16 protein-coding genes are annotated in these 20,303 nt (G+C 46.9%); 12 read left to right on the top strand and 4 right to left on the bottom strand.

The annotated features are described in order from the left end of the window. Positions 1-170: 170 nt before the first annotated feature. Positions 171-1,073, bottom strand: a complete 903-nt coding sequence (locus ACJJI5_RS04750) for a bile acid:sodium symporter family protein (protein ID WP_444892036.1) — start codon at positions 1,071-1,073, stop codon at positions 171-173. A gap of 263 nt (positions 1,074-1,336) precedes the next feature. Between ACJJI5_RS04750 and ACJJI5_RS04745 the strand changes: the two genes are divergently transcribed. The 11 genes from ACJJI5_RS04745 to katG all read left to right on the top strand — a co-directional run bounded on the left by ACJJI5_RS04745 (position 1,337) and on the right by katG (position 15,448). Further along, positions 1,337-2,290: a DUF1853 family protein gene (locus tag ACJJI5_RS04745; protein WP_445355656.1), complete on the top strand. Its 954-nt coding sequence runs from the start codon at positions 1,337-1,339 to the stop codon at positions 2,288-2,290. 125 nt (positions 2,291-2,415) lie between these two features. After that, positions 2,416-2,973, top strand: coding sequence for a GbsR/MarR family transcriptional regulator (locus ACJJI5_RS04740; RefSeq protein ID WP_282931244.1), 558 nt, complete (start codon positions 2,416-2,418; stop codon positions 2,971-2,973). 317 nt (positions 2,974-3,290) lie between these two features. Then, positions 3,291-4,679 carry a cytochrome ubiquinol oxidase subunit I gene (locus tag ACJJI5_RS04735; protein ID WP_444896088.1) on the top strand — a complete coding sequence of 463 codons (1,389 nt, stop codon included), beginning with the start codon at positions 3,291-3,293 and terminating at the stop codon, positions 4,677-4,679. Next, positions 4,676-5,695, top strand: coding sequence for a cytochrome d ubiquinol oxidase subunit II (gene cydB / locus ACJJI5_RS04730; RefSeq protein WP_445355655.1), 1,020 nt, complete (start codon positions 4,676-4,678; stop codon positions 5,693-5,695). Before ACJJI5_RS04735 ends, cydB begins: the two co-directional genes overlap by 4 nt. Before the next feature lie 145 nt (positions 5,696-5,840). After that, a complete protein-coding gene (locus ACJJI5_RS04725) occupies positions 5,841-6,593 on the top strand; it encodes a TetR/AcrR family transcriptional regulator (RefSeq protein ID WP_444896086.1) in 753 nt (250 codons plus the stop codon). A 314-nt stretch (positions 6,594-6,907) separates the two neighbouring features. After that, the gene (locus ACJJI5_RS04720) at positions 6,908-7,159 is read left to right on the top strand and encodes an HP1242/YdcH family protein (protein WP_282931240.1); all 252 of its coding nucleotides are present in this window, start codon (positions 6,908-6,910) and stop codon (positions 7,157-7,159) included. Between the two features lie 83 nt (positions 7,160-7,242). Then, positions 7,243-7,845, top strand: a complete 603-nt coding sequence (locus ACJJI5_RS04715) for a glutathione S-transferase N-terminal domain-containing protein (RefSeq protein WP_445355654.1) — start codon at positions 7,243-7,245, stop codon at positions 7,843-7,845. 292 nt (positions 7,846-8,137) lie between these two features. Beyond that, positions 8,138-9,721 carry an ethylbenzene dehydrogenase-related protein gene (locus tag ACJJI5_RS04710; RefSeq protein ID WP_444907258.1) on the top strand — a complete coding sequence of 528 codons (1,584 nt, stop codon included), beginning with the start codon at positions 8,138-8,140 and terminating at the stop codon, positions 9,719-9,721. Beyond that, positions 9,721-10,362, top strand: coding sequence for an Lcl C-terminal domain-containing protein (locus ACJJI5_RS04705; RefSeq protein WP_444896083.1), 642 nt, complete (start codon positions 9,721-9,723; stop codon positions 10,360-10,362). Before ACJJI5_RS04710 ends, ACJJI5_RS04705 begins: the two co-directional genes overlap by 1 nt. A gap of 87 nt (positions 10,363-10,449) precedes the next feature. Continuing rightward, positions 10,450-12,798: a DNRLRE domain-containing protein gene (locus ACJJI5_RS04700; protein ID WP_445355653.1), complete on the top strand. Its 2,349-nt coding sequence runs from the start codon at positions 10,450-10,452 to the stop codon at positions 12,796-12,798. 376 nt (positions 12,799-13,174) lie between these two features. Further along, a complete protein-coding gene (katG, locus tag ACJJI5_RS04695) occupies positions 13,175-15,448 on the top strand; it encodes a catalase/peroxidase HPI (RefSeq protein ID WP_445355652.1) in 2,274 nt (757 codons plus the stop codon). An 85-nt stretch (positions 15,449-15,533) separates the two neighbouring features. Here the strand turns inward: katG and ACJJI5_RS04690 are convergent, their stop codons facing one another. Next, positions 15,534-15,989, bottom strand: coding sequence for a rhodanese-like domain-containing protein (locus tag ACJJI5_RS04690; protein ID WP_445355651.1), 456 nt, complete (start codon positions 15,987-15,989; stop codon positions 15,534-15,536). Positions 15,990-16,242: 253 nt separating this feature from the next. Next, positions 16,243-18,450 (bottom strand): S9 family peptidase, encoded by a 2,208-nt coding sequence (locus tag ACJJI5_RS04685; protein ID WP_445355650.1) that lies wholly within the window; start codon positions 18,448-18,450, stop codon positions 16,243-16,245. A 412-nt stretch (positions 18,451-18,862) separates the two neighbouring features. Between ACJJI5_RS04685 and ACJJI5_RS04680 the strand changes: the two genes are divergently transcribed. After that, positions 18,863-19,300, top strand: a complete 438-nt coding sequence (locus ACJJI5_RS04680; RefSeq protein ID WP_413663340.1) for a hypothetical protein — start codon at positions 18,863-18,865, stop codon at positions 19,298-19,300. Positions 19,301-19,438: 138 nt separating this feature from the next. Here ACJJI5_RS04680 and fghA read toward each other — a convergent pair whose 3' ends face one another. Further along, positions 19,439-20,296 (bottom strand): S-formylglutathione hydrolase, encoded by an 858-nt coding sequence (fghA, locus tag ACJJI5_RS04675; RefSeq protein ID WP_445355649.1) that lies wholly within the window; start codon positions 20,294-20,296, stop codon positions 19,439-19,441. Between the last annotated feature and the right edge of the window lie 7 nt (positions 20,297-20,303).

Here is a 20,303-nt window from a genome sequence, read left to right as displayed (position 1 = left end):
TTTTAGACATATATCTAAAAAGGACATTCAGTAATCCGTGGCCGCACATTAGAATTATTGAAATTCATAGTGCAGTAACAGAAATTGGTATAGGCGAGCTCAATTTTCCAAGATCGACCACACCCTCAATAGTAAAGGTATGGTCTAGTTTTCAGTAAATGCAACATTTACTACCCTACTTCACCTGCTCCTTCCGTCTCAGAGGCCAGTTTTTTCGTTGCACCACGGCGACCATATAACGCCAAAAGAACGCCAGATGGGAACATCAATACACCGTAAACTGCAGAGGGCACGGACATCTCACTCGAGTGTAAGAGCGTGAGGGTTACCATCATTCCGATGGTACTGTTCTTAATACCGAGTTCCGTTGCAACCGCAACCCCTTCCCGCTTTGGCAGGCCAGCAACCCGGCTGATAAGAAGCCCCAATAGCACACCACAGAGATTCAATAGAATGACCGAGGGTCCAGCTTGAACCATCAAGTCTGCAAGGCGATCGCGAATTCCCCAGATAAGACCCGCTACCAGTGCAAGCAATACAACCCCGCCAAAAATACTGACTATTCCCTCTGCGCGGCGAGCCAGGTGCGGTCTCCAGGCACGAAATAGCATCCCTATCACAACAGGCAAGAGGACAATACTGGATAACATCACCACTGTACTGGCGAATGGCAGAGTTATAGTCTGGTCAGCGCCGAAATAAGTTCGAAGCGCATAATTTGCGAAAAGCGGTAAACTGGCAATAGTGATCAGGCTGGCAGAAACTGTTAATACAATAGAAAGCGCCACGTTGCCGCGAGCCATCAAGGTAAACAGGTTCGATGTTGTGCCTCCCGGACAGGCGGCAATAATGACTAGGCCAACAGCAATGGCCGGTGGTAGATTTAATCCCCAGCAGAGGCCAATTGCTATAGCTGGCATCAGGAGAATTTGGGTAAAAGTTCCGATAATAAGGCCAATGGGCTTTACCGTTACCTGATGGAAATCCCTGGCAGTTAGGGTCATCCCTATTCCCACCATGATGATAAACAGCGAGATAGGCAAGCCGATCGAAATAAGGGGACCTGATTCCATGATTTTCTCCAGTATCAGTCACTGTAAGAAAAATACCCGACCAAAATCAACTCCCAGAATAAAGCTGGCACTGGAGATGGATAACGAAATCAAGGCAGAAACTTCACTGCCAGAGGACTTATTTCGACATCGGTAATTCGCTGATTATCTTGGTGCTCGGATCGATTCTTATAAGTGTAATTATTATTTTTAGTTCAGATGGTAAAGCAATCATAGATGACTTCACCAATCTGTCTTGTATTTTAGCAATATACAGAAGTTTAATGACTCAGGAAACGATACAGAAGGCCATGATTTCCTCCCTGAAAAGCGGACAGGTAGATAATTGGGACAACTTAATGTGGTCCGTGGGAAGTTCGGATATTCCCACTAGCGAGGACTCCGTTACAGCTTTTAGTGCAGCTAACCAACTCCCCTGGCTTCTACCCACGCGACGAAAGTCCCTACTGGAATACTTTTCCTGCCCGAAAGTAAAAAATGCACTTTCCCCTGAACTGGATAATTACCTACACGAACTCAGCCTCAACAAACCCAACAACCGCTTGGGCACTTACTTTGAAAGGCTCTGGTCATTTGCCTTTGACAAACATCCCGACTACCAGCTGCTCTACCAAAACCTCCCTCTAAGGTCCGGCGGCAAGACACTGGGGGAACTCGACTTCGTCGTGCAACACCTGCCCAGCAACCAGTGTGAACACTGGGAAATTGCCGTAAAATTTTATCTCCAGGTTACCGATATCCATTGGGTGGGGCCCGGAATCAAGGACCGACTGGATATCAAACTGGCAAGAATGACAGATCATCAACTACCACTGATTGACATGCCGGCAGTTCAATCGATGCTGAAAGAGCACGGCCTAGAGATAGATCGCCAGTGGGCGCTAATGCCTGGGAGACTGTTCAAACCCCTGGATACACTTCACCGGCCCTCCAGTCATGATCTTTGGTGGGTATCGTTATCTGAGTTTCGGTCATTCTCCCTGAGCCAGGCAAACCGCGGTGCTCTCGAGTGGCTGGCGCTCCCCAAGCAAGCCTGGCTGGCGCCTCAGAGAAGCACCACCGGCATGACTGCCGATCAATTGCTAGAAGCGCTGCTGCCCGAAAGTTTTACCCACCCCCTGTGCATCGCCGCCGTCGATAAAAATGGCGAAGCCTGCAGAGGCTTTATCGTGCCCGACAACTGGTACCAAAGAGCCAAAAGTAGTTTGAGCATATAACCAGCCTCTCCCCAGATCAGAATCAGGGAGCCTTTCGCTGGCCTCACATTATTTTTTAAATTGGTGATTGACATAGATCAATTTACATTTACAATTTTCAGAAATTTCTGAAACTTAAGAAGTAAATGAAACTATCGAGTCAAGCCCAGGCATTCGTACTGCACTTTGGTGAAATGGGTAGCCGCTGGGGATTCAATCGCACGGTCGGGCAAATGTTTGCCCTACTCACCATTCATCCCACGCCACTCAATGCCGAGCAATTGGCCCAGGCACTGAAGATCAGTCGTGGCAATGTCAGTATGGGGCTCAAAGAGCTACAGGCCTGGCGCTTGGTTGAGCTGCACCATCAACCGGGCGATCGCAAAGATTATTTCACTGCAGCTGGGTCAATCTGGGACCTCGCTCGCACTGTCTTCGAGGAGCGCCGCAAGCGAGAGCTCGACCCTACATTAAGTCTGCTTCGCCAGCTGCTGCTCAATGAGCCCCAAGATGAGCTGGATGCCCAGGCACAGGAAAAAATCCAGGAAGTTTACAGCTTGCTGGAGCTACTCGAAGAATTTGCCAACACACTCAGCAAGCTAGAACACCAGGACCTGCTTAAATTGATGAAGCTAGGCTCCGGTATCGTCAAGCTACTGGAACTCAAAAGTAAGATGACAGGTGGACAGAACACCTCAAACTAGCGAAAAAAACGCTAGCACGAGGAATATACCGCTGCACTCAAAGCGAAATAACACCTTCATCTGAAGCACTTATTCCGGGGAGAAACCCATAGGGCCAAATCCATGGCTAAAAGCCCCGGCATATTTTTAATCCAGCAGCCCATAGTGCTGGATTAAAAACGGCACAAGGCCGTGCCGCTGCCGATCCAAAGTCGGCTCCTGCAGGATTGTATACGCGGGAACACACACCTGCCTCTATATTTTCTTGCAGTGCCGATTAGCACAGGAGGTGCTAATCGGCTCACTGGTTCAAAGATCTCAGACCAGCAGAGGCTCTCATGCTAGATACCCTGATCCTTTCCAGGATACAGTTTGCCGCAAATATCAGCTTTCATATTCTATTTCCAACAATCACCATCGCACTCGCGTGGATCGTTTTCTTTTTTAAATTACGCTACGACCAAACTAATAATCCGGTCTGGATGCGCGCATATCGTTTTTGGGTAAAAGTCTTTGCCCTGACATTTGCTCTCGGCGTAGTGAGTGGCATCACCATGTCATTCCAGTTCGGAACAAACTGGCCCGGCTTTATGGCCCAGGTCGGCAATATCGCCGGCCCGCTTCTCGGATACGAAGTACTTACTGCATTCTTTCTCGAAGCAACCTTTCTCGGCATTATGTTGTTTGGCATTAATAAGGTGCCAAGCAAAATACATACTTTATCTGCCTTTATTGTGGCAACAGGAACCACTCTATCCGCTTTTTGGATTATTGCTCTCAACTCCTGGATGCAAACACCTGCCGGATTCGATTTACGGGATGGGGTCGCCTACCCGGCAAGCTGGATGGAAATTATCTTTAACGCCTCTTTCCCCTACCGACTTACACATATGCTGCTGGCTTCGGGTTTGACGGCATCTTTCTTTGTTGCGGGGATTTCCGCTTATCGGATTCTTAAAGGAGACCCCAAACGCGCGCCCCGGCTCGCCCTTAAAACAGGACTGATTCTCGCTGCCATCTTTATTCCGATTCAAATCTATGTGGGTGACTTACACGGACTCAACACTTTTGAGCACCAGCCTCAAAAAGTCGCCGCAATGGAGGGGGTTTGGGAAACAGAGCGCGGTGCCCCCCTGCTGTTATTTGCGATTCCCGACGGAGAAGAAAAAACCAACCATTTGGCGATCGGCATTCCCAAAATGGCCAGCCTTATCCTTACCCATGAGTGGGATGGTGAGATCAAGGGAATTAATGAATTCCCCGATAATCACCCACCGGTAGCCCCCGTATTCTTCGCCTTCCGCATTATGGTCGGCATAGGCATATTGATGCTGCTAACCGCTTGGGGTGGGGTCTATCTATTGCGTAAAGGTGAGCTGCCTCGCTGGATGCTTAAAACCCTGGTCGCGATGACATTCTCCGGCTGGATAGCCACCTTGGCCGGTTGGTATGTCACAGAAATTGGACGCCAACCCTGGCTCGTTACAGGAGTACTGAAAACCGCCGACGCTGTTACTCCAGTACCACCTTCTCATGTCGGTTTTTCCCTAACCCTTTATCTGGTTGTCTACGTGATATTGCTCTATGCGTACATAAGAACCCTGAAAGTGATGGCCCTGAAGTCTGTAAAAGTCGAGGAGTTTGAAACTCAGGAACTATTCGCCGGCACTAGCTTAACCAACCGCCCAAAAGATACCGAGAAAAATGACAAGGGAGAAGGCAAATGACCGGTAGCGCTTCTGCAGCGGCCTATTGGCTGCCTGTCGCCTTTGTCGCCCTTATGGGCCTGGCGGTAATAGTCTACGCAATTCTGGATGGCTACGATCTTGGTGTGGGAATTTTGCTCCCCATGGGAGAAGAGGAGGAATCGCAGCGGGATACCATGATCGCATCCATTGGCCCCTTTTGGGATGCCAACGAAACCTGGCTGGTACTGGCAATCGGTTTGCTCCTGATTGCATTCCCAATCGCACACAACCTGGTGTTAATGCATCTATATATACCAGCTGCGATTATGCTGGTCGGGCTAATCATGCGAGGAGTGGCATTCGACTTTCGTGCAAAAGCTGCCATCGACAAAAAGCTAACCTGGGATCGAACCTTTAAAGCGGGATCTATTATTACCAGCCTTGCGCAGGGGTACATGCTGGGGCAGTACGTGATTGGCTTTAAGCCCGACTGGTCTGCACAGCTTTTTTCAGCGCTCAGTGCTCTGGGAGTTACCGCCGCATATGCCTATATTGGCGGCGCCTGGCTGGTTCTTAAAACCGAGTCGGAGCTGCAAAAACGAGCGACCACATGGACCCGTTACGCAGGGCGGGCCACCCTGCTTGGGGTGGTTGCAGTATCGGCCATCAATCCACTGGTAAACCCAACAGTATTTGACCGATGGTTTACCTACCCTCTAGTTATGTTTGTACTACTCATCCCCACCCTATGCTTTATTGCCTTTGTCTCCAATGATGTTCTGTTGGCGAGAATGCCTAAGCCTGCAGATAGACATAAAGCGGTTCCTTTTTTCACGGTCGTCGTTATTTTCCTGATGTGCTTTATCGGCCTGGCCTTCAGCTTTTTCCCTGATATTGTTCCCGGCCAACTAAATATTTGGCAGGCAGCCAGTGCCACCGCCTCATTAAAATTTATTCTTGTGGGTGCGGTAATAGTAGTTCCCGTCATCCTCGCCTATACCGTTTTCTCTTATTACGTCTTCCGAGGAAAGGCGACAGAGCTACATTATCACTAGCTGCATTTCCATTCGGCTGGTAGAAATACCTGCTAGCCGAATTTAATTAATTAAGGTGGAACTACCCCACAAATCAAACAAGTTCTTCTTGCTCGCCCGAATTTGGTACGATTATAATAATCAATTCCAAAAGACAATTTTTTACATGGAAGTAAAGCGTATGCTAGCCCATGGCCAGTACCGCTTGTCTAAAGGGGGAGGTAGTTTGAACCAAATCGATCGACGAGCAATCAGCCGGCGCGACACCGCCAGTCCGCGCAAACCACAACGCAAAAATGGTCGGGAGAAGTATGAAAAGCTTCTTGACGCCCTTGAAGTATTAATTACTGAACAAGACTCTACGGATATTAGCCTCGCAAACCTTAGTCAGGTTGCAGGTGTTCCAGCAGCGTCTGTTTATCATTTCTTCCCAAGTGTAGATGCCAGCTTAACCGCCCTGGCCGAGCGTCACTATAAGTCTTTCGGTGACGTAGTATTGGGCCATTCGGATTTTTCTCCGTCAGAAAGCTGGCAGGATATGCTGAATCAGCTGTGCGACCTTGTGCGCGGCTACTATGAAGAGAATCTCGCGGCACTAAAAGTACATTTTGGACCTCAGTCCAGTTGGGCATTACGCCAACTACAAATGGAAAACAATTGGCGCCTGGCAGATACTCTGATCAAAAACCTGTCTCGGGAGTTTGAGTTACCACCCTCTCAGGATTGGCGAGACCGGTTTATGTGTGCCATCAACATTAACGACTCCTTCTGCTCCCAGTCTTATTCCCGCTTTGGAAAAATAACAGAAGACTCCGCAGCAGAGGGGAAACGGGCCGCTGCAGCCTACTTAAAGCTCTACCTCGGTGAGCTTTTGCAGAGGCGCCAATTGCGCTTTGCCCCACTGGAGGCTTCGGCCTAAGCCCAGTAGCAGAACCGCAACAAAAAAGCCCGACAAGTAATTGTCGGGCTTTTTTGTGCCCGTCACTTCCTCCCAGCCCTCTGCTTAAGCCTCACCTGACTAACAATTACCAATAATCAAAAAAAAGAGGGTAAAAAATATTTGCTAATAAAATAGCTTCAACTTTTATATATATCAAATGGCTATATACAAACTTATATTAACTTCACTTTATAACTATGTTGATTAAGGGAAGCAGCGCTAGAATTGCACTTTTGTGACTGGCAAGACTGAACCTACACTTCATTAACTAATATCGATTGTGGAGGTCCCTTATGCCCATTGCTTCACACGAGCTCTCGGTGGATTTCCCAGAATATGCAGACACAATCAAGCAGCTCATCGAAGACGATATTCAATTCAAACTTGAAAACGACATCTACAGCAAACTGGATAAACAAATAAGAGGCCTTCAGGATAGTGGTATTGGCACCGACGACGATCACTATTCCAGCCTCAAAAAACAGAGAGCCTACTTGAAACAGCACCTCTATAACCGCATTACTTCAGTGATTACCCATCACTAAAGTACGCGTTAACAGTTGCTCGTAGCAGCACTGGCGGTCACTGCAGTTGCTGAAAGGGCACGCAGCTAAAAAGAGCTTGGCCTATGCAACTGTACCTGACCTTTTCCTCCCCCTTTGCGCGCAAGGCGCGCATTGTTGTGCAAGAACAGCGTCTGCACTCTGTGGTAACAGAGCATTTCTCTCACCCCTTTCACAATGACGACGAACTTATTTCCAGCAACCCCTTGGGAAAAGTCCCCTGCCTAACCCTGGATAATGGCTCCTCGATCATTGACAGCGAAGTCATCTGTGCATTTCTTGATAAAAGCTTAGGGGATGGTCACTTATCTACACCACTAGACAACAATTGGGATCTGTATACTTTTCACAGTGTCAGCTCTGGATTAATGGACGCAGCAGTGCATCTGCAAATGGAAAAGCTGCGCGCACGGGAAGAACTTAGGTCTGATTTTTGGTGGCAGCGCTACTTCAGTGCTATTGAGAGATCTCTAGATTACCTGGAAAAGCACCTGGATCGATTACCCGCCAGTCTTAGCTTGCCACATATTAACTTGTGCTCAGCACTATCCTATCTTGATTTTCGCCATGAAGATTTTGACTGGAGAAGTGACCACCCGAAACTTATGGCCATATCGGAAGATTTGGAGAAAAGTGAAAGCCTGAATAAGTGTCAGCTGCATGAGTAGTTACAGAATGCCGAATACCAACAAGAATAAGTTATCCCGCTATTTGTTCTGAACAGGTCAAAATACTGAGTAGTACACTATTGGGTCAGGCGGAAAGGAGACTCTACAACTGAGACTCGCTGTGATTATATCTCGGTAAGCTCGGAATCGGCATTCATTCTTTATGCGTTACTACAGCGCAGCGCATTCCTCATTTTTTAGGCGCCGTGACTCCATCCACAGAATGTAGTCTATTTTAATTAATATAAATGCCACACTTTTTTACTAGCCTAAACCCTTTTGGAATACTCCCATGGCCAAACAACCGAAGAGTACTCTTTGGATAATTCTGCACAGCGTGGCCATTGTTGCAGTTTTATGTAGTCTGCTAACGGGGCTCCGTATCTCCACCTTGACTAAGCCAAGTATTGGAAATATCGAAGAACTTTTACCCCAGGGACAGATTCATGATATTCACTTCTTTGTCGCAATTGTTACTTCAGCCATCCTTCTCTGTTACTTATTCTATAAAGTAACAATTAAATTAAAAAGTACAAACTCATCCAGTGAACCTAATAAAACATCAATTAGCTACCATAGAGTAGTAACACGCATTGGCTCATTTTTTTTAACACTCATGATCTTAAGTGGCTGGATTTTATTTATTGGTTCCGGCAATCCTTCTATCTTTCGTCAGGCACACTTTTATAGTGCTTTTGCGATCTTACTTTATATATTTCTTCATGCTGGCGTTTATCTAACAACCTATGGCCTGAAGACTTTGAGTTACTTACTTCCCAATACTCGATCGGGCTATCGAACTTCAATTTTTACCTACTTATCTGTCGGCTGTGTCACTTTATTACTTTGGGTTATTGTTACAAATAACAGTTACCACGATCTTACAGTTGAGAAAATAAGTCCGGAAACCTTTATAAACATAGATGGAATACCCCAAGAATCCGCATGGTCCTCAGCCATATCACTTAAAATCCATACTGACGGAGGTGCTAACTTTATTGATGGTAGCTCAACCGTCAACTTGAGAGCCTTGCATAACCAACAGGAAATATTTTTTCATATCACTTGGGAAGATCCCACTGAAAGCCTGAAACACCTACCACTGAAAAAAGTAGATTCTGGCTGGGAAATACAGCAGCAAGGTTTTCAAAACTTTAATGAAACCCGTCACTATGAAGATAAGTTTGCCATCCTGCTTTCCAATTCCTGTGATTTCGGTGCTTCGGGAACTTCTCACCTGGGTCGCAAACCATCAGCACAGTTGCCCGCAAATTGGCATGGCAAGGGCTACCACTACAGCTCATCCGATGAAATACACGATCTCTGGCACTGGAAAGCAGTAAGAACCAATAAAATGCACTTGGCAGATGACAATTATATTGGCAAGCCTGATATTGTAAGGCCAGGAGCTCGCCGCTATACCGCAGGATATCTCCAGGATGGCAAAGAGTCCGGGGCATACTTAATGAACTGGAAGTGGTACTCCTCAAAAAACGTTACACCAAAACGACTACCCAAAAGTCCCTCCAGCCTGACTCCATATCAAAACGAGGATACAAAGAGAGATTGGTCTATTTCCTGGTTTGATTACCAGCCATACACGGCTGAAGATGACAATTATCCTATCAATACGATTATGCCTTCAGTCCTCTATACCTCAAATCGCTTTGAGGGAGATCGTGCCGATGTCAGGGCCTATGCTGTTTGGCAGGAAGGCCAATGGTCTATGGAGATGGTGCGAAAATTAAATACTGGGTCAGCGTTAGATGTAGCAATAAAAGATGGTATTTGCCTCTGGGTTTCTGCCTTTGATCACTCGCAAATCGCCCACACTCGCCACGCCCTCCCCGTCAAAATCAAGTTGGCAGATCAATAATGTTTGTGCGCATATTTTGGGTATTCATTTTTCCTGCAATCACGGTCTGTGCAGTCATACTGCACCAACCATCACAACCTCTGCCAAGGGAATATCACTTAGTTAAAATTGATAAAAATGGGGAGCCTATCGAGGCTTGGGCAGGCCCCTGGTCCTGTATCTGCGACACCGATACAGGGCTTCTTTGGGAAGTAAAAACTGACGACGAAGGAATTCACGATGGAAGGTGGACCTACTCGTGGTATCAATATGAAGAAGGTATAGAAAATAATGGAGATTGTTATTTTGAAGAAGAGCGGTGTGATACCGAGGATCTGATTCGCAATACCAATCAACAGAAATTGTGTGCAACGCAAAACTGGCGGCTCCCCGATATTACAGAGTTACGATCCATTATCCTGCAGGAAAGTAAATCTGGCAGACCTCTAATTGCGACTGAATATTTCCCGAAAACTCAAAGGGGAGATTATTGGACCCGTAATTTTGACAGGCCTTTATATGGCATCTACCAATATCTGGGAACAGGTGCTGGCGCAATCAATTTTATGAATGCAAAAACCATCACAATTCCCTATCGAAACGCCGCTTTCGTTCGTTTAGTCTCCAATCATTCAACGGCCTGTAATAAAGATCCACAATAATTCCGGCGCGCCGCACAAGTCTTTTGCAACTAATCTCTAAAGCTGCTGCGCCTGAAAAGAATAACCACTACTTACAGGAAACCCCCAATGAGACGGTTCTTAAGCACTGCTTTTGCTATCTCGGCTCTATGTTTGGCAATTGATGCCAGTTCAGCAACTAAACACCACAGATTGGCCTGGGATGGTGATGCATCCACCAGTGCCGTTATCGGTTTTTCGCCAGATGGCCACAGTAGTAACCCTTACATTAGTTTTGGCTATTCAACCAATGAAAATAGCTGGAGCAGTCAAGGGGTTGATTCTACATCTACCTTCGATGGCAGCTTAGATAGCTACTTTGTCAGATTGGAAAACCTAACACCGGATTCAGCAGTTTACTATCGTGTGTGTGATCAGGACGGCTGTGGCGACCGGTTCTGGTTTAAAACGGCTCCTGCGGAGGAATCTCCCTTCGTCATAGTCGCTGGGGGAGATACCCGCACGGGGCATACAACACGGCGCGAGGGCAATGCTTTACTAGCCAAAATTCGCCCACTGGCCGTTATGCATGGCGGTGATTTTACCAACGCCAACAGTGCGTCGGAAATGGATGACTTTTTACAAGACTGGACGCTGACCTACTCCAACGACGAAATTGATGGCTATAGCTATCAACGTATTTACCCTCTAATACCTACCCATGGAAATCATGAGGATGACAACTATTCAACCACCTGCCAGGTCTTTGGTGTGGACTTCAATGCGGATGGTAGTTGTAGCCCCAGTGATACCTACGGCGCAGTACAAATTTCCCCCCTATTGCGTGTCTACACACTAAACAGCCAGTTTCAAGAAAGCGGCTGGTCATCTTATGCTACCGCCATGAACAATTGGCTTGAGAGTGATTTAGCAGGGACTGGCGCCTACAGTCACTGGCGCTTTGCCCAGTACCACAAACCCATGTTCCCCCACTACAGCGGTAAATCTGACAACCCCACATTATTTAATTGGTGGGCACAACCCTTTTATGACTACGCCATGAATATGGTGGTCGAATCAGATACCCATCTCACCAAAGTCACCGAAGTCGTTGCCCCCAGTAATAGCGATTTTTCAACCAACGAAACCGGCGGCACCGTTTACGTTGGTGAGGGAAGCTGGGGAGCACCAGCTCGCTCAGCAAATGATGCCAAGTTTTGGACCATAGATATGGCCAGCATCCAGCAGTTCAAAGTTATCCAGGTCAGCTTTGACCAACTCACTGTACGCACAGCACAGTTCGATAACAGCGCAAGTACTCTAACACGAGAAGATCGAGCCAATAATCCTCTTGTATTACCGGAAAATATCAATTGGTGGAGCGCCAACCGAATTGGTGAAGCTATGGTTCTCGCACAAAATAACGTTGGCAGGAGCGTTATGCTTGAGGACGACACTGGTAATGGCGAACTGTCACTACCAGTGACTGATGACACATTTATTTCATCGCGCTACTCTTCCAGTAATTTTGACAATGACTCAGATGGACTTCTCGCAGATGGCAGTGATAGCACCTATGGAACGCTTTACTCACTGATTAAATTTGATCTCTCCAATTTATCTCACTGCTCGACGATAAATTCAGTTGAAATCGAATTTAATATCACCAACCGGTCCAGTAATAGTTACGGTATTTACTTGGCTGAATCCAACTGGAGTGAGGAATCAGCCACCTGGGATTCTGTCGGTGGATCAACGGTGCTTTCACAGTTGTTCGCCAGCTTTACCCCGTCGTCTACTGGTACCCAAGTGGTGAACTTGAGTTCATCAGGTCTTCTGGATAGTTGGCTGAACAATGAAAATACTGGCTTGGTCATTGCCTCACTGAGTGGCAGTGATGGGGTAGATATCTCTTCACAAGAAACCGGTATTGCCCCAGCCCTCAGGGTAACCGCCGATTGCAGCGATTCTATTAGTGAAGAGGTATCTCAAGTTGCTTCAGACGATGTGTTTATTTCATCCAGAAAAGAGGATGATAATTTCGATGGTGATAGCGATGGACTCCTCGCCGACGGCAGCGATCTAACCTATGGAACTCTCTATAGCCTCATTCGCTTTGACTTATCAGATTTAAGCTGTCGCCAGTATATTGATGCGACACTCGAATTGAATGTAACCAATACCTCCAGCAATAGCTACGGCATTTACATGGCAACACAAAGTTGGCGGGAAGAGTCGGCCACTTGGGATTCTGTCGGGGGTAGTTCTATTCTTGGACTCCAGGTGGGCAGTTTTATCCCCTCCTCTACCGGCCGACATCTCATTGACCTGGGAGCCTCAGGAATCGTCGACAGCTGGTTAAACGATAATAATAACGGCCTGGTCATCGCATCGGAACGGGGCATTAACGGTCTGGATTTAAGCTCCAAAGAGAGCGGGCAGAGCCCTCTTCTTACCTTACAGACACTCTGCAATTAATTGCCTTCAGGGCTCTCTGTCCGGAGAGCCTTATTTATCCCGTTATGCTTATTTTATTTCTCCAACACTGGTTTAGATTTACAACCCGAAATTTTTTGGCACAAATTTCTTCAAAATATAAAAATATCAACACCGCCCTACCCCAAAACCATAATTCCTTTAAATTAAAGAACCAGTAATTAAGTTCACCAATCTACCTAATTAATTCCTTTTAAACGCGACGCTATAAAATTTATATACTATTAACCCCATATCCAAGACTGCACTTCAGCCAAATGACAAAAGAAATCAGCAGAAAGGAATAGAGTCAGGTATTTCATCATCAAATAAATAATGAGCCAAAGGATGTACCAACGATCGTACGGAGATACTGTAAATGTTAATAAAATATAATCGTAGTTATGTCGCTTTATTAATCTCAATATTTATAGTCGCGCCATTTAGCGTCGCAGATACCCATGAGGAAGTCGTCACTGATCCAGTAATTCTTGAGGGCGCAGTAGAAGGGCAGCCAAAGTCCAATCGGTTTTGGTGGCCTGATCAGCTCGATCTGCGTCCCCTCAGGCAGCACTCTCCAAGATCCAATCCAATGGGTGACGACTTTGATTACGCTGCCGAATTCCAAACCCTGGAACTTAAAGCGGTAAAACAGGACATCGAAACTCAGCTCAAAACTTCACAGGACTGGTGGCCCGCAGACTACGGTCATTACGGCCCATTTATGATCCGAATGGCCTGGCACAGCGCTGGCACCTACCGGATCGGTGATGGTCGCGGTGGTGCCCGTGGCGGCCAACAGCGTTTCGATCCCCTCAACAGCTGGCCTGATAATGCCAACCTCGATAAAGCCCGCCGTCTACTCTGGCCCATCAAACAAAAATATGGGCGCAAACTGTCCTGGGCTGATCTTATGGTGCTAACCGGCAATGTAGCCCTGGAGTCCATGGGATTCCCCACTTACGGATTTGCCGGGGGGCGACAGGATGACTGGGAGCCCGACCTGATTTATTGGGGGCCCGAAACTAAGATGCTGGCGGATGAGCGTTACACCGGCAATCGGGAGCTGGACAAACCCCTGGGCGCTGTGCAAATGGGGCTTATTTATGTCAACCCGGAGGGCCCCAACGGCAATCCCGATCCGGTGGCTTCCGCCACAGATATCCGCGAAACCTTTGCCCGCATGGCGATGAATGACGAAGAGACAGTAGCCTTGATTGCCGGAGGCCATACTTTTGGTAAGGCTCACGGTGCAGTGAAGGCTGATTGCCTCGGCCCAGAGCCCGCCGCCGCCCCAATTGAGCAGCAGGGGCTTGGCTGGAAAAATAAGTGTGGGAAAGGTAATGCCGACGACACAATGACATCCGGCCTGGAAGGGGCCTGGTCTGCCGCCCCAATCAATTGGAGCCAGCAGTATCTGGACAATCTGTTTAAATTCAATTGGGTCAAAACAAAAAGTCCAGCTGGTGCCGTTCAGTGGATTCCCGATGATCAGAGCGCGGCAAATCTGGTGCCCGATGCATTCGACAAGAATAAGCGCCATGCCCCCATCATGTTTACCACGGATTTATCCCTTAAGTTCGATCCCAGCTACAAAAAAATTGCCAAGCGGTTTCAAGAAAATCCGGAAGAATTTCAACGCGCTTTTGCCAAAGCCTGGTTCAAGTTGACTCATCGGGATATGGGCCCTCGCGCGCGCTATTTGGGAGCGGAGGTGCCCGAAGAAGATTTAATTTGGCAAGACCCTATCCCCAAAGTTGATCACCCACTAATTGACAGCCGGGATATAGATTCTCTCAAAGCAAAAATAATGGCGGCAGGCATTAGCGTTCCCGATCTGGTGAGGACTGCCTGGGCCTCTGCTTCTACCTTCCGTGGTTCAGATTTTCGCGGTGGCGCCAATGGTGGCCGTCTTCGCCTGGAACCCCAAAAGGACTGGTCGGTAAATGATCCCACTGAACTATCACAAGTCCTGGCATCGCTGGAAAAAGTCCAGCAGGAATTTAACAGTTCCCAATCCGGGGGCAAAAAAATCTCAATGGCAGATATCATTGTACTTGGGGGCGCAGCAGCCATTGAAAAAGCTGCAGAGCAGGGCGGGCATAAAATTCAGGTCCCTTTCAAACCTGGACGCACCGATGCTTCCCAGGAACAAACAGATGTTAATTCTTTTGCGGTACTACAACCTCTGGCCGATGGCTTCCGCAACTACTTTGGCGATGGTTATGGGAGAACCCCTACAGAGTTATTAGTTGATAAAGCCAGCCTGTTAACCCTGAGTGTGCCTGAAATGACTGTTCTGGTTGGTGGAATGCGCGCACTTAATGCAAATACCGACTCCTCACAGAATGGTGTACTTACTCAGCGCCCCGGCACACTGACGAATGATTTCTTTGTGAACCTGCTCGATATGTCTACTGTCTGGTCCAAGTCGGCAAAATCAGAGGGTATCTATGAAGGAAAAGATCGCAAAAGTGGCCAGGCAAAGTGGACAGCCACACCTGTAGATCTGATTTTTGGTTCAAACTCTGAATTAAGGGCAGTCGCAGAGGTTTATGCTTCCAGTGATGGCGCTGACAAGTTTGTAAATGATTTTGTGCAGGCCTGGACCAAGGTAATGAATTTGGATCGGGTTGATCAGCCTCAATCATAACTTTAAGATAAGTAGAAAGGTGTGTGAAAGTGAATTATTCATACACCTTCCTGTATTCTGCGAAGCGTGTTTGCTAGTAACGTCCTCAATCAACATTCAAAAAACCAACTTTATCCTCTTGATAGTTTAACTGTTTTCCTGGAATGGCTTTGACATCGGTATAGCCCTTCTCCATTAGTAAATTCACCAATTTTTGTGCCCGCCTCCCACTCTTACAATAAACAAGGATACTTGTAGATTGTTCACTCGGCAGTCGTTTATAAAAATCATCTAACTGATTAAAGGGGATATTCACAGCCCCTGAAATATGTCCAGCATTAAACTCTTTGGCCGTTCTTGCATCGATTAGAGCCAGTACCGAGTGGTCTTTCATATATTTCTGCAGCAGACTTAAATCAACCTCCTCAATCTCTCTTTCAGCTATATGCTTATTTACAGTTGCCTCGTTTGTTTGTTTATTATCAGCAAACACTGTTTGAGAAAAAGCTAGCAATATCACTAGAAATACACTTAACGTCCTGCACTTATTTATCACATTCATAATTATTCACTCCATTAAAAATGGTCAACATACCAGCCTCAAAAATCTATAACTTTTTGAGGCAATATAGTTCGAAAAGGCTATGTACTTCGGCATATAACCCTAAAATAGAATTTCTGAATTAGAGAGTTATAATCGATGAAAGGATATAAGATCAGGACAACTAACGCTTAGTTGGAAGCTTGTACCACTTTAAAGTAAAATAGAGAAACCGAGAAAATTCTCGATTTCTCTTATCTCAAGTAAGCTCCCCTTATTCCTTTCCCTTTAGATGTCGATCAAAAAATCGCTTGATCATGCTGTATTGGTGGATGCGAGTCTGCTTACCGCGCAAGCTATGCTTCTTGCCTGGATAAGTCATCAGCTCAAATTGTTGGCCGTTGTCCTGCATCTGTTTTATGAGTTTAGTGGTATTGGTAAACAACACATTGTCATCCGCCATGCCATGATAAATCAGCAGATCACCTTGTAAGCCCTTCGCATAGGGAAACACAGAAGATGCCTCATAGGCATCCATATCCTTGGTTGGATTGCCCATATAACGCTCAGTGTAATGGGTATCATACAGCGTCCAGTCCGTAACCGGCGCACCCGATACCCCCGCCTTAAAGTAGTCTCCGGCTTTGAACATACTCATCAGTGCCATGTAACCACCGTAGCTGTGACCGAAGATACCTACTTTATTTTTATCAACGTAAGGCAGGGTACGCAGGAATTCAACGCCGGTAATTTGATCTTCCACTTCAGGAGATCCCATATTCTTAAAGATAGGATTCTCAAAAGTGGTACCGCGGTTTGCTGAACCACGATTATCTAGGGAAAAAACAATATAACCCTGTTGGGCCATATACTGGTTGAATAGTTTATCCCAGCTATTGGTAACCACCTGAGCGTGTGGACCACCATAGACAAACACCATTACCGGGTAACTTTTCTTCGCATCAAAATTGGCAGGTTTGTACAAGCGGTAGAAAAGCTCCTGGCCATGGGGCGCCTCAATACTGCCAAATTCCGGAGTGATCCATTGATCTTTATAAGGATAGAGAGGGTGGTCACGATTTACAGCGTTCTGCTCAAGCCAGGTGATTCTGGCCCCTGAGCTGCTGTGCAGGCTCACTTGAGGCGGCGTGGTAACGCTGGAAAATTTATCAATATATCCAGAGGCATCCTCAGAAAATTCGATAGAGTGCATACCACTACGCTGTGAAATTCTCTTAATGTCGCTCTCCCCTTGCAGGGAGACTGCATAGAGATGCCTCTTGATTGGAGTATCTTTTCGTGCGGTAAAATACAGACGGTTAGCCTGCTCATCAACAGCCTCTAACTCGTCAACCACCCAATCTCCCTTAGTCAATTGTGCCTGTAATCTGCCGCCAAAATCATATTTATACAGGTGTTTGAAGCCATCCCTCTCCGATGACCAAATAAAAGCATCGCTATCTTCCAAAAAGTGGAGATCATGGCTCAGATTAACCCAGGTATCGCTGGACTCGGTAAGGAGCGTTCGGGTTTTTTCCGTATTGAGATTGTAAGCACGAAGCTCTAACTTTTGCTGGTCTCGAGATTGCCACTGGAAAGTTAACAGGTGATCACGGGCCCATTTTACTCGGGGAATATAAATATCCTGATTATCTCCCAGGTTGACCCAACGGATATCCCCCGAGTCAATATCTATAAGGCCAAGTCGGATTTTTGCGTTCGCACGCCCAGCAGCGGGGTAACGTTGCTGTATCATTTCGATACGATCCGCATAGATTTCGCTACGGGTTACCTGATCAACTGGCGACTCATCAACTTGCAGGAAAGCAATATGCCGATCATCAGGAGACCACCAGTAACCGGTCATCCGGTCCATCTCCTCCTGGGCAACAAACTCAGCCATTCCATTTTTAATATGATCTTTGCCGTCGCTGGTTAGCTGCTTTTCCCTACCGGTTTTCAGATCGACAATATAGATATTTTGGTCGCGAATAAACGAAACAAAATGCCCCTCGGGAGAAACCTTTACATCAGTTTCAAAGGTTTCCGTTTCAGTCAGTCGACGCGAAGAACGGTCTTTGAGATCGTAATAGTAAATATCGCCGGCCAAAGGGAACAACAGAGACCGACCATCCTCTGACCAGCTGTACTCCATTATTCCACTACCATAAATTCGCTGGCGCTCGCGTCTTGCCTTTTCCTCATCCGAAAGAGTTTCACTATCGCTGTGCAGACTATCGGAATTGACCAAAATTCGGGACTGACCGTCTTTCAGGTTGTACTCCCAAAGATCGTAACGGTTGTAATCTTCAACTCTACCTTTAAGGAAAGTTACGCGCTGCCCATCAGGTGAATATTCCAGCGCTCGGGGAGCGGTACCACTCAGAGCCGGGTCGGAGAATAACCGTTCAATGCTGAGTGACTCTGCAGAACATATTCCTGCAAAAGTACATCCAAGTAATGCAAGCAGTGCTTGTTTCATAGGAAAACTCTTTATATTAAGTATTGTTGGCAATTCACGTACCACTTTGCTAGCAGGGGTATTATTTAGAAAATTCTGATTAATTCCATGTTATCTCCGGCTTCCTTAGGAGCCGGCCTAAATGACATCCAGGTAAGCCATAGCTTCTCTTTGGGACTTGTTCTGATCACCAGAAGTATCTCAAATTTATCGGAAACCCTCTAAAAAATGCAGCTATATTGTGGATAGAGCAAACCGGTGAAGGATTCTACAACGGAACCTTCCGGGACATGCAGTACCTTATAGTTTTGGGTTTGCGCACAAACAATCCTGCTGCAATAGCCCCCCTTTACAAATGTTTACTCTGCTTAACCAACATTTGTGGTTAGCTAATGTCGGACTAAAGCTTTTATCAAAATATGGGGTAACAATAATGAAGGTTCATCTCTTTGCATCTGCAGCTGTGATTTTGATCGCTGCTGGCTGTAGCTCTACACCAGAGATCCCCACCACTGAATCGTTTGTCACTGACATCACCGAACTGGGCCATCGTCGCTTTACCTACAAGGCAACCATTGGAGCTGGCCCCAAGGGCCAAGGCGGTAAGCGTGGTGGTCCGGGTGGTGGAGGTCCAGGTGGCGGTGGTCCCGGTGGTGGTGGTCCCGGCGGCGGTGGTAAGGGTAGTGGTGGCCCAGGAGGTGGCGGTCCCGGCGGCGCCAATTCTGGAGATGTGAAGAAAGTTGCCCGGCAGAGAATGGAACTCTTGCTAGCCGAAAGTGGCTTCTGTCCCAATGGCTGGTTCCTGATCGAACAAACTTTTGACCAGAACAGAGCTGAAATTATTGGCGAGTGTCGGGCGGTTGCACGATAAGCTTACGCCTCTCACTTTGGCTCTATGTATTCTGCTCGTATCGCTTTATACATAGCAACTTGCCCAGGGCGCGAAACCCTTTACCCAAACAGCCCCTCAACTGAGGGGCTAACTTCACTAGTCCGTAATTTATCCAGCCTAATATATATGTCTGCTCAACAATGAGTCTGCATGGAACCTTAAGTGCTCTTCAATAAATGAAGCGATGAAATAGTAACTGTGATCGTAACCTGCATGGTGCTCTATCCGAAGAGGATAATCACTGGCTTCAGCAGCTGTTTGCAGGGAATGTGGTCTCAGCTGTTCCTCAAGAAACTCATCCTGTTCCCCCTGAGAAACCAAAATCGGCGTTTTCTCTACAGCGCGCCCCATTAGCACTGTTGCGTCATATGGTTCCCAGCTCTTGGGATCAGCTCCCAAGTAAGTTCCCAGCGCCTTTTCTCCCCAAGGACAAGCAATAGGATTGCAAATTGGACTAAAAGCAGAAATTGATTGATATCGCTTGGGGTTTCGCAGGCCGATTACCAGGGCACCATGGCCGCCCATGGAGTGCCCGCAAATCCCGCGTCGACCATTGATGGGGAAATGAAGTTCTACCAGGCTTGGAAGTTCATCCACGACATAGTCATACATTTGATAATGTTGTTTCCAGGGTTCTTGAGTCGCGTTCACATAAAAACCAGCCCCCTGCCCCAGATCATAACCCGGGTCATCCGCCACATCGTCTCCTCTGGGGCTGGTATCGGGTATCACTAAGATAATCCCTAACTCTGCAGCGACTCTCTGAGCACCAGCCTTTTGACTGAAGTTTTCATCCGTGCACGTCAAGCCCGAAAGCCAATAAACAACAGGATATTTCCTCTGTGTATTCCCCTCTGCATCCTGTGGTAAAAAAATGGAGAAGACCATAGAACAGTTGAGCGTGCTGGATTTATGTCGGTAACGCTGCTGAAAACCGTCAAAAGATTTAGTACTGCTAACCAATTCAATCGACATTTTAAGT

This window comes from Microbulbifer maximicatervae (SeqCode) (assembly GCF_052467955.1).
The sequence above is the reverse complement of the archived record's forward strand: the minus strand, read 5'-3'. Positions and strand labels throughout refer to the sequence as shown.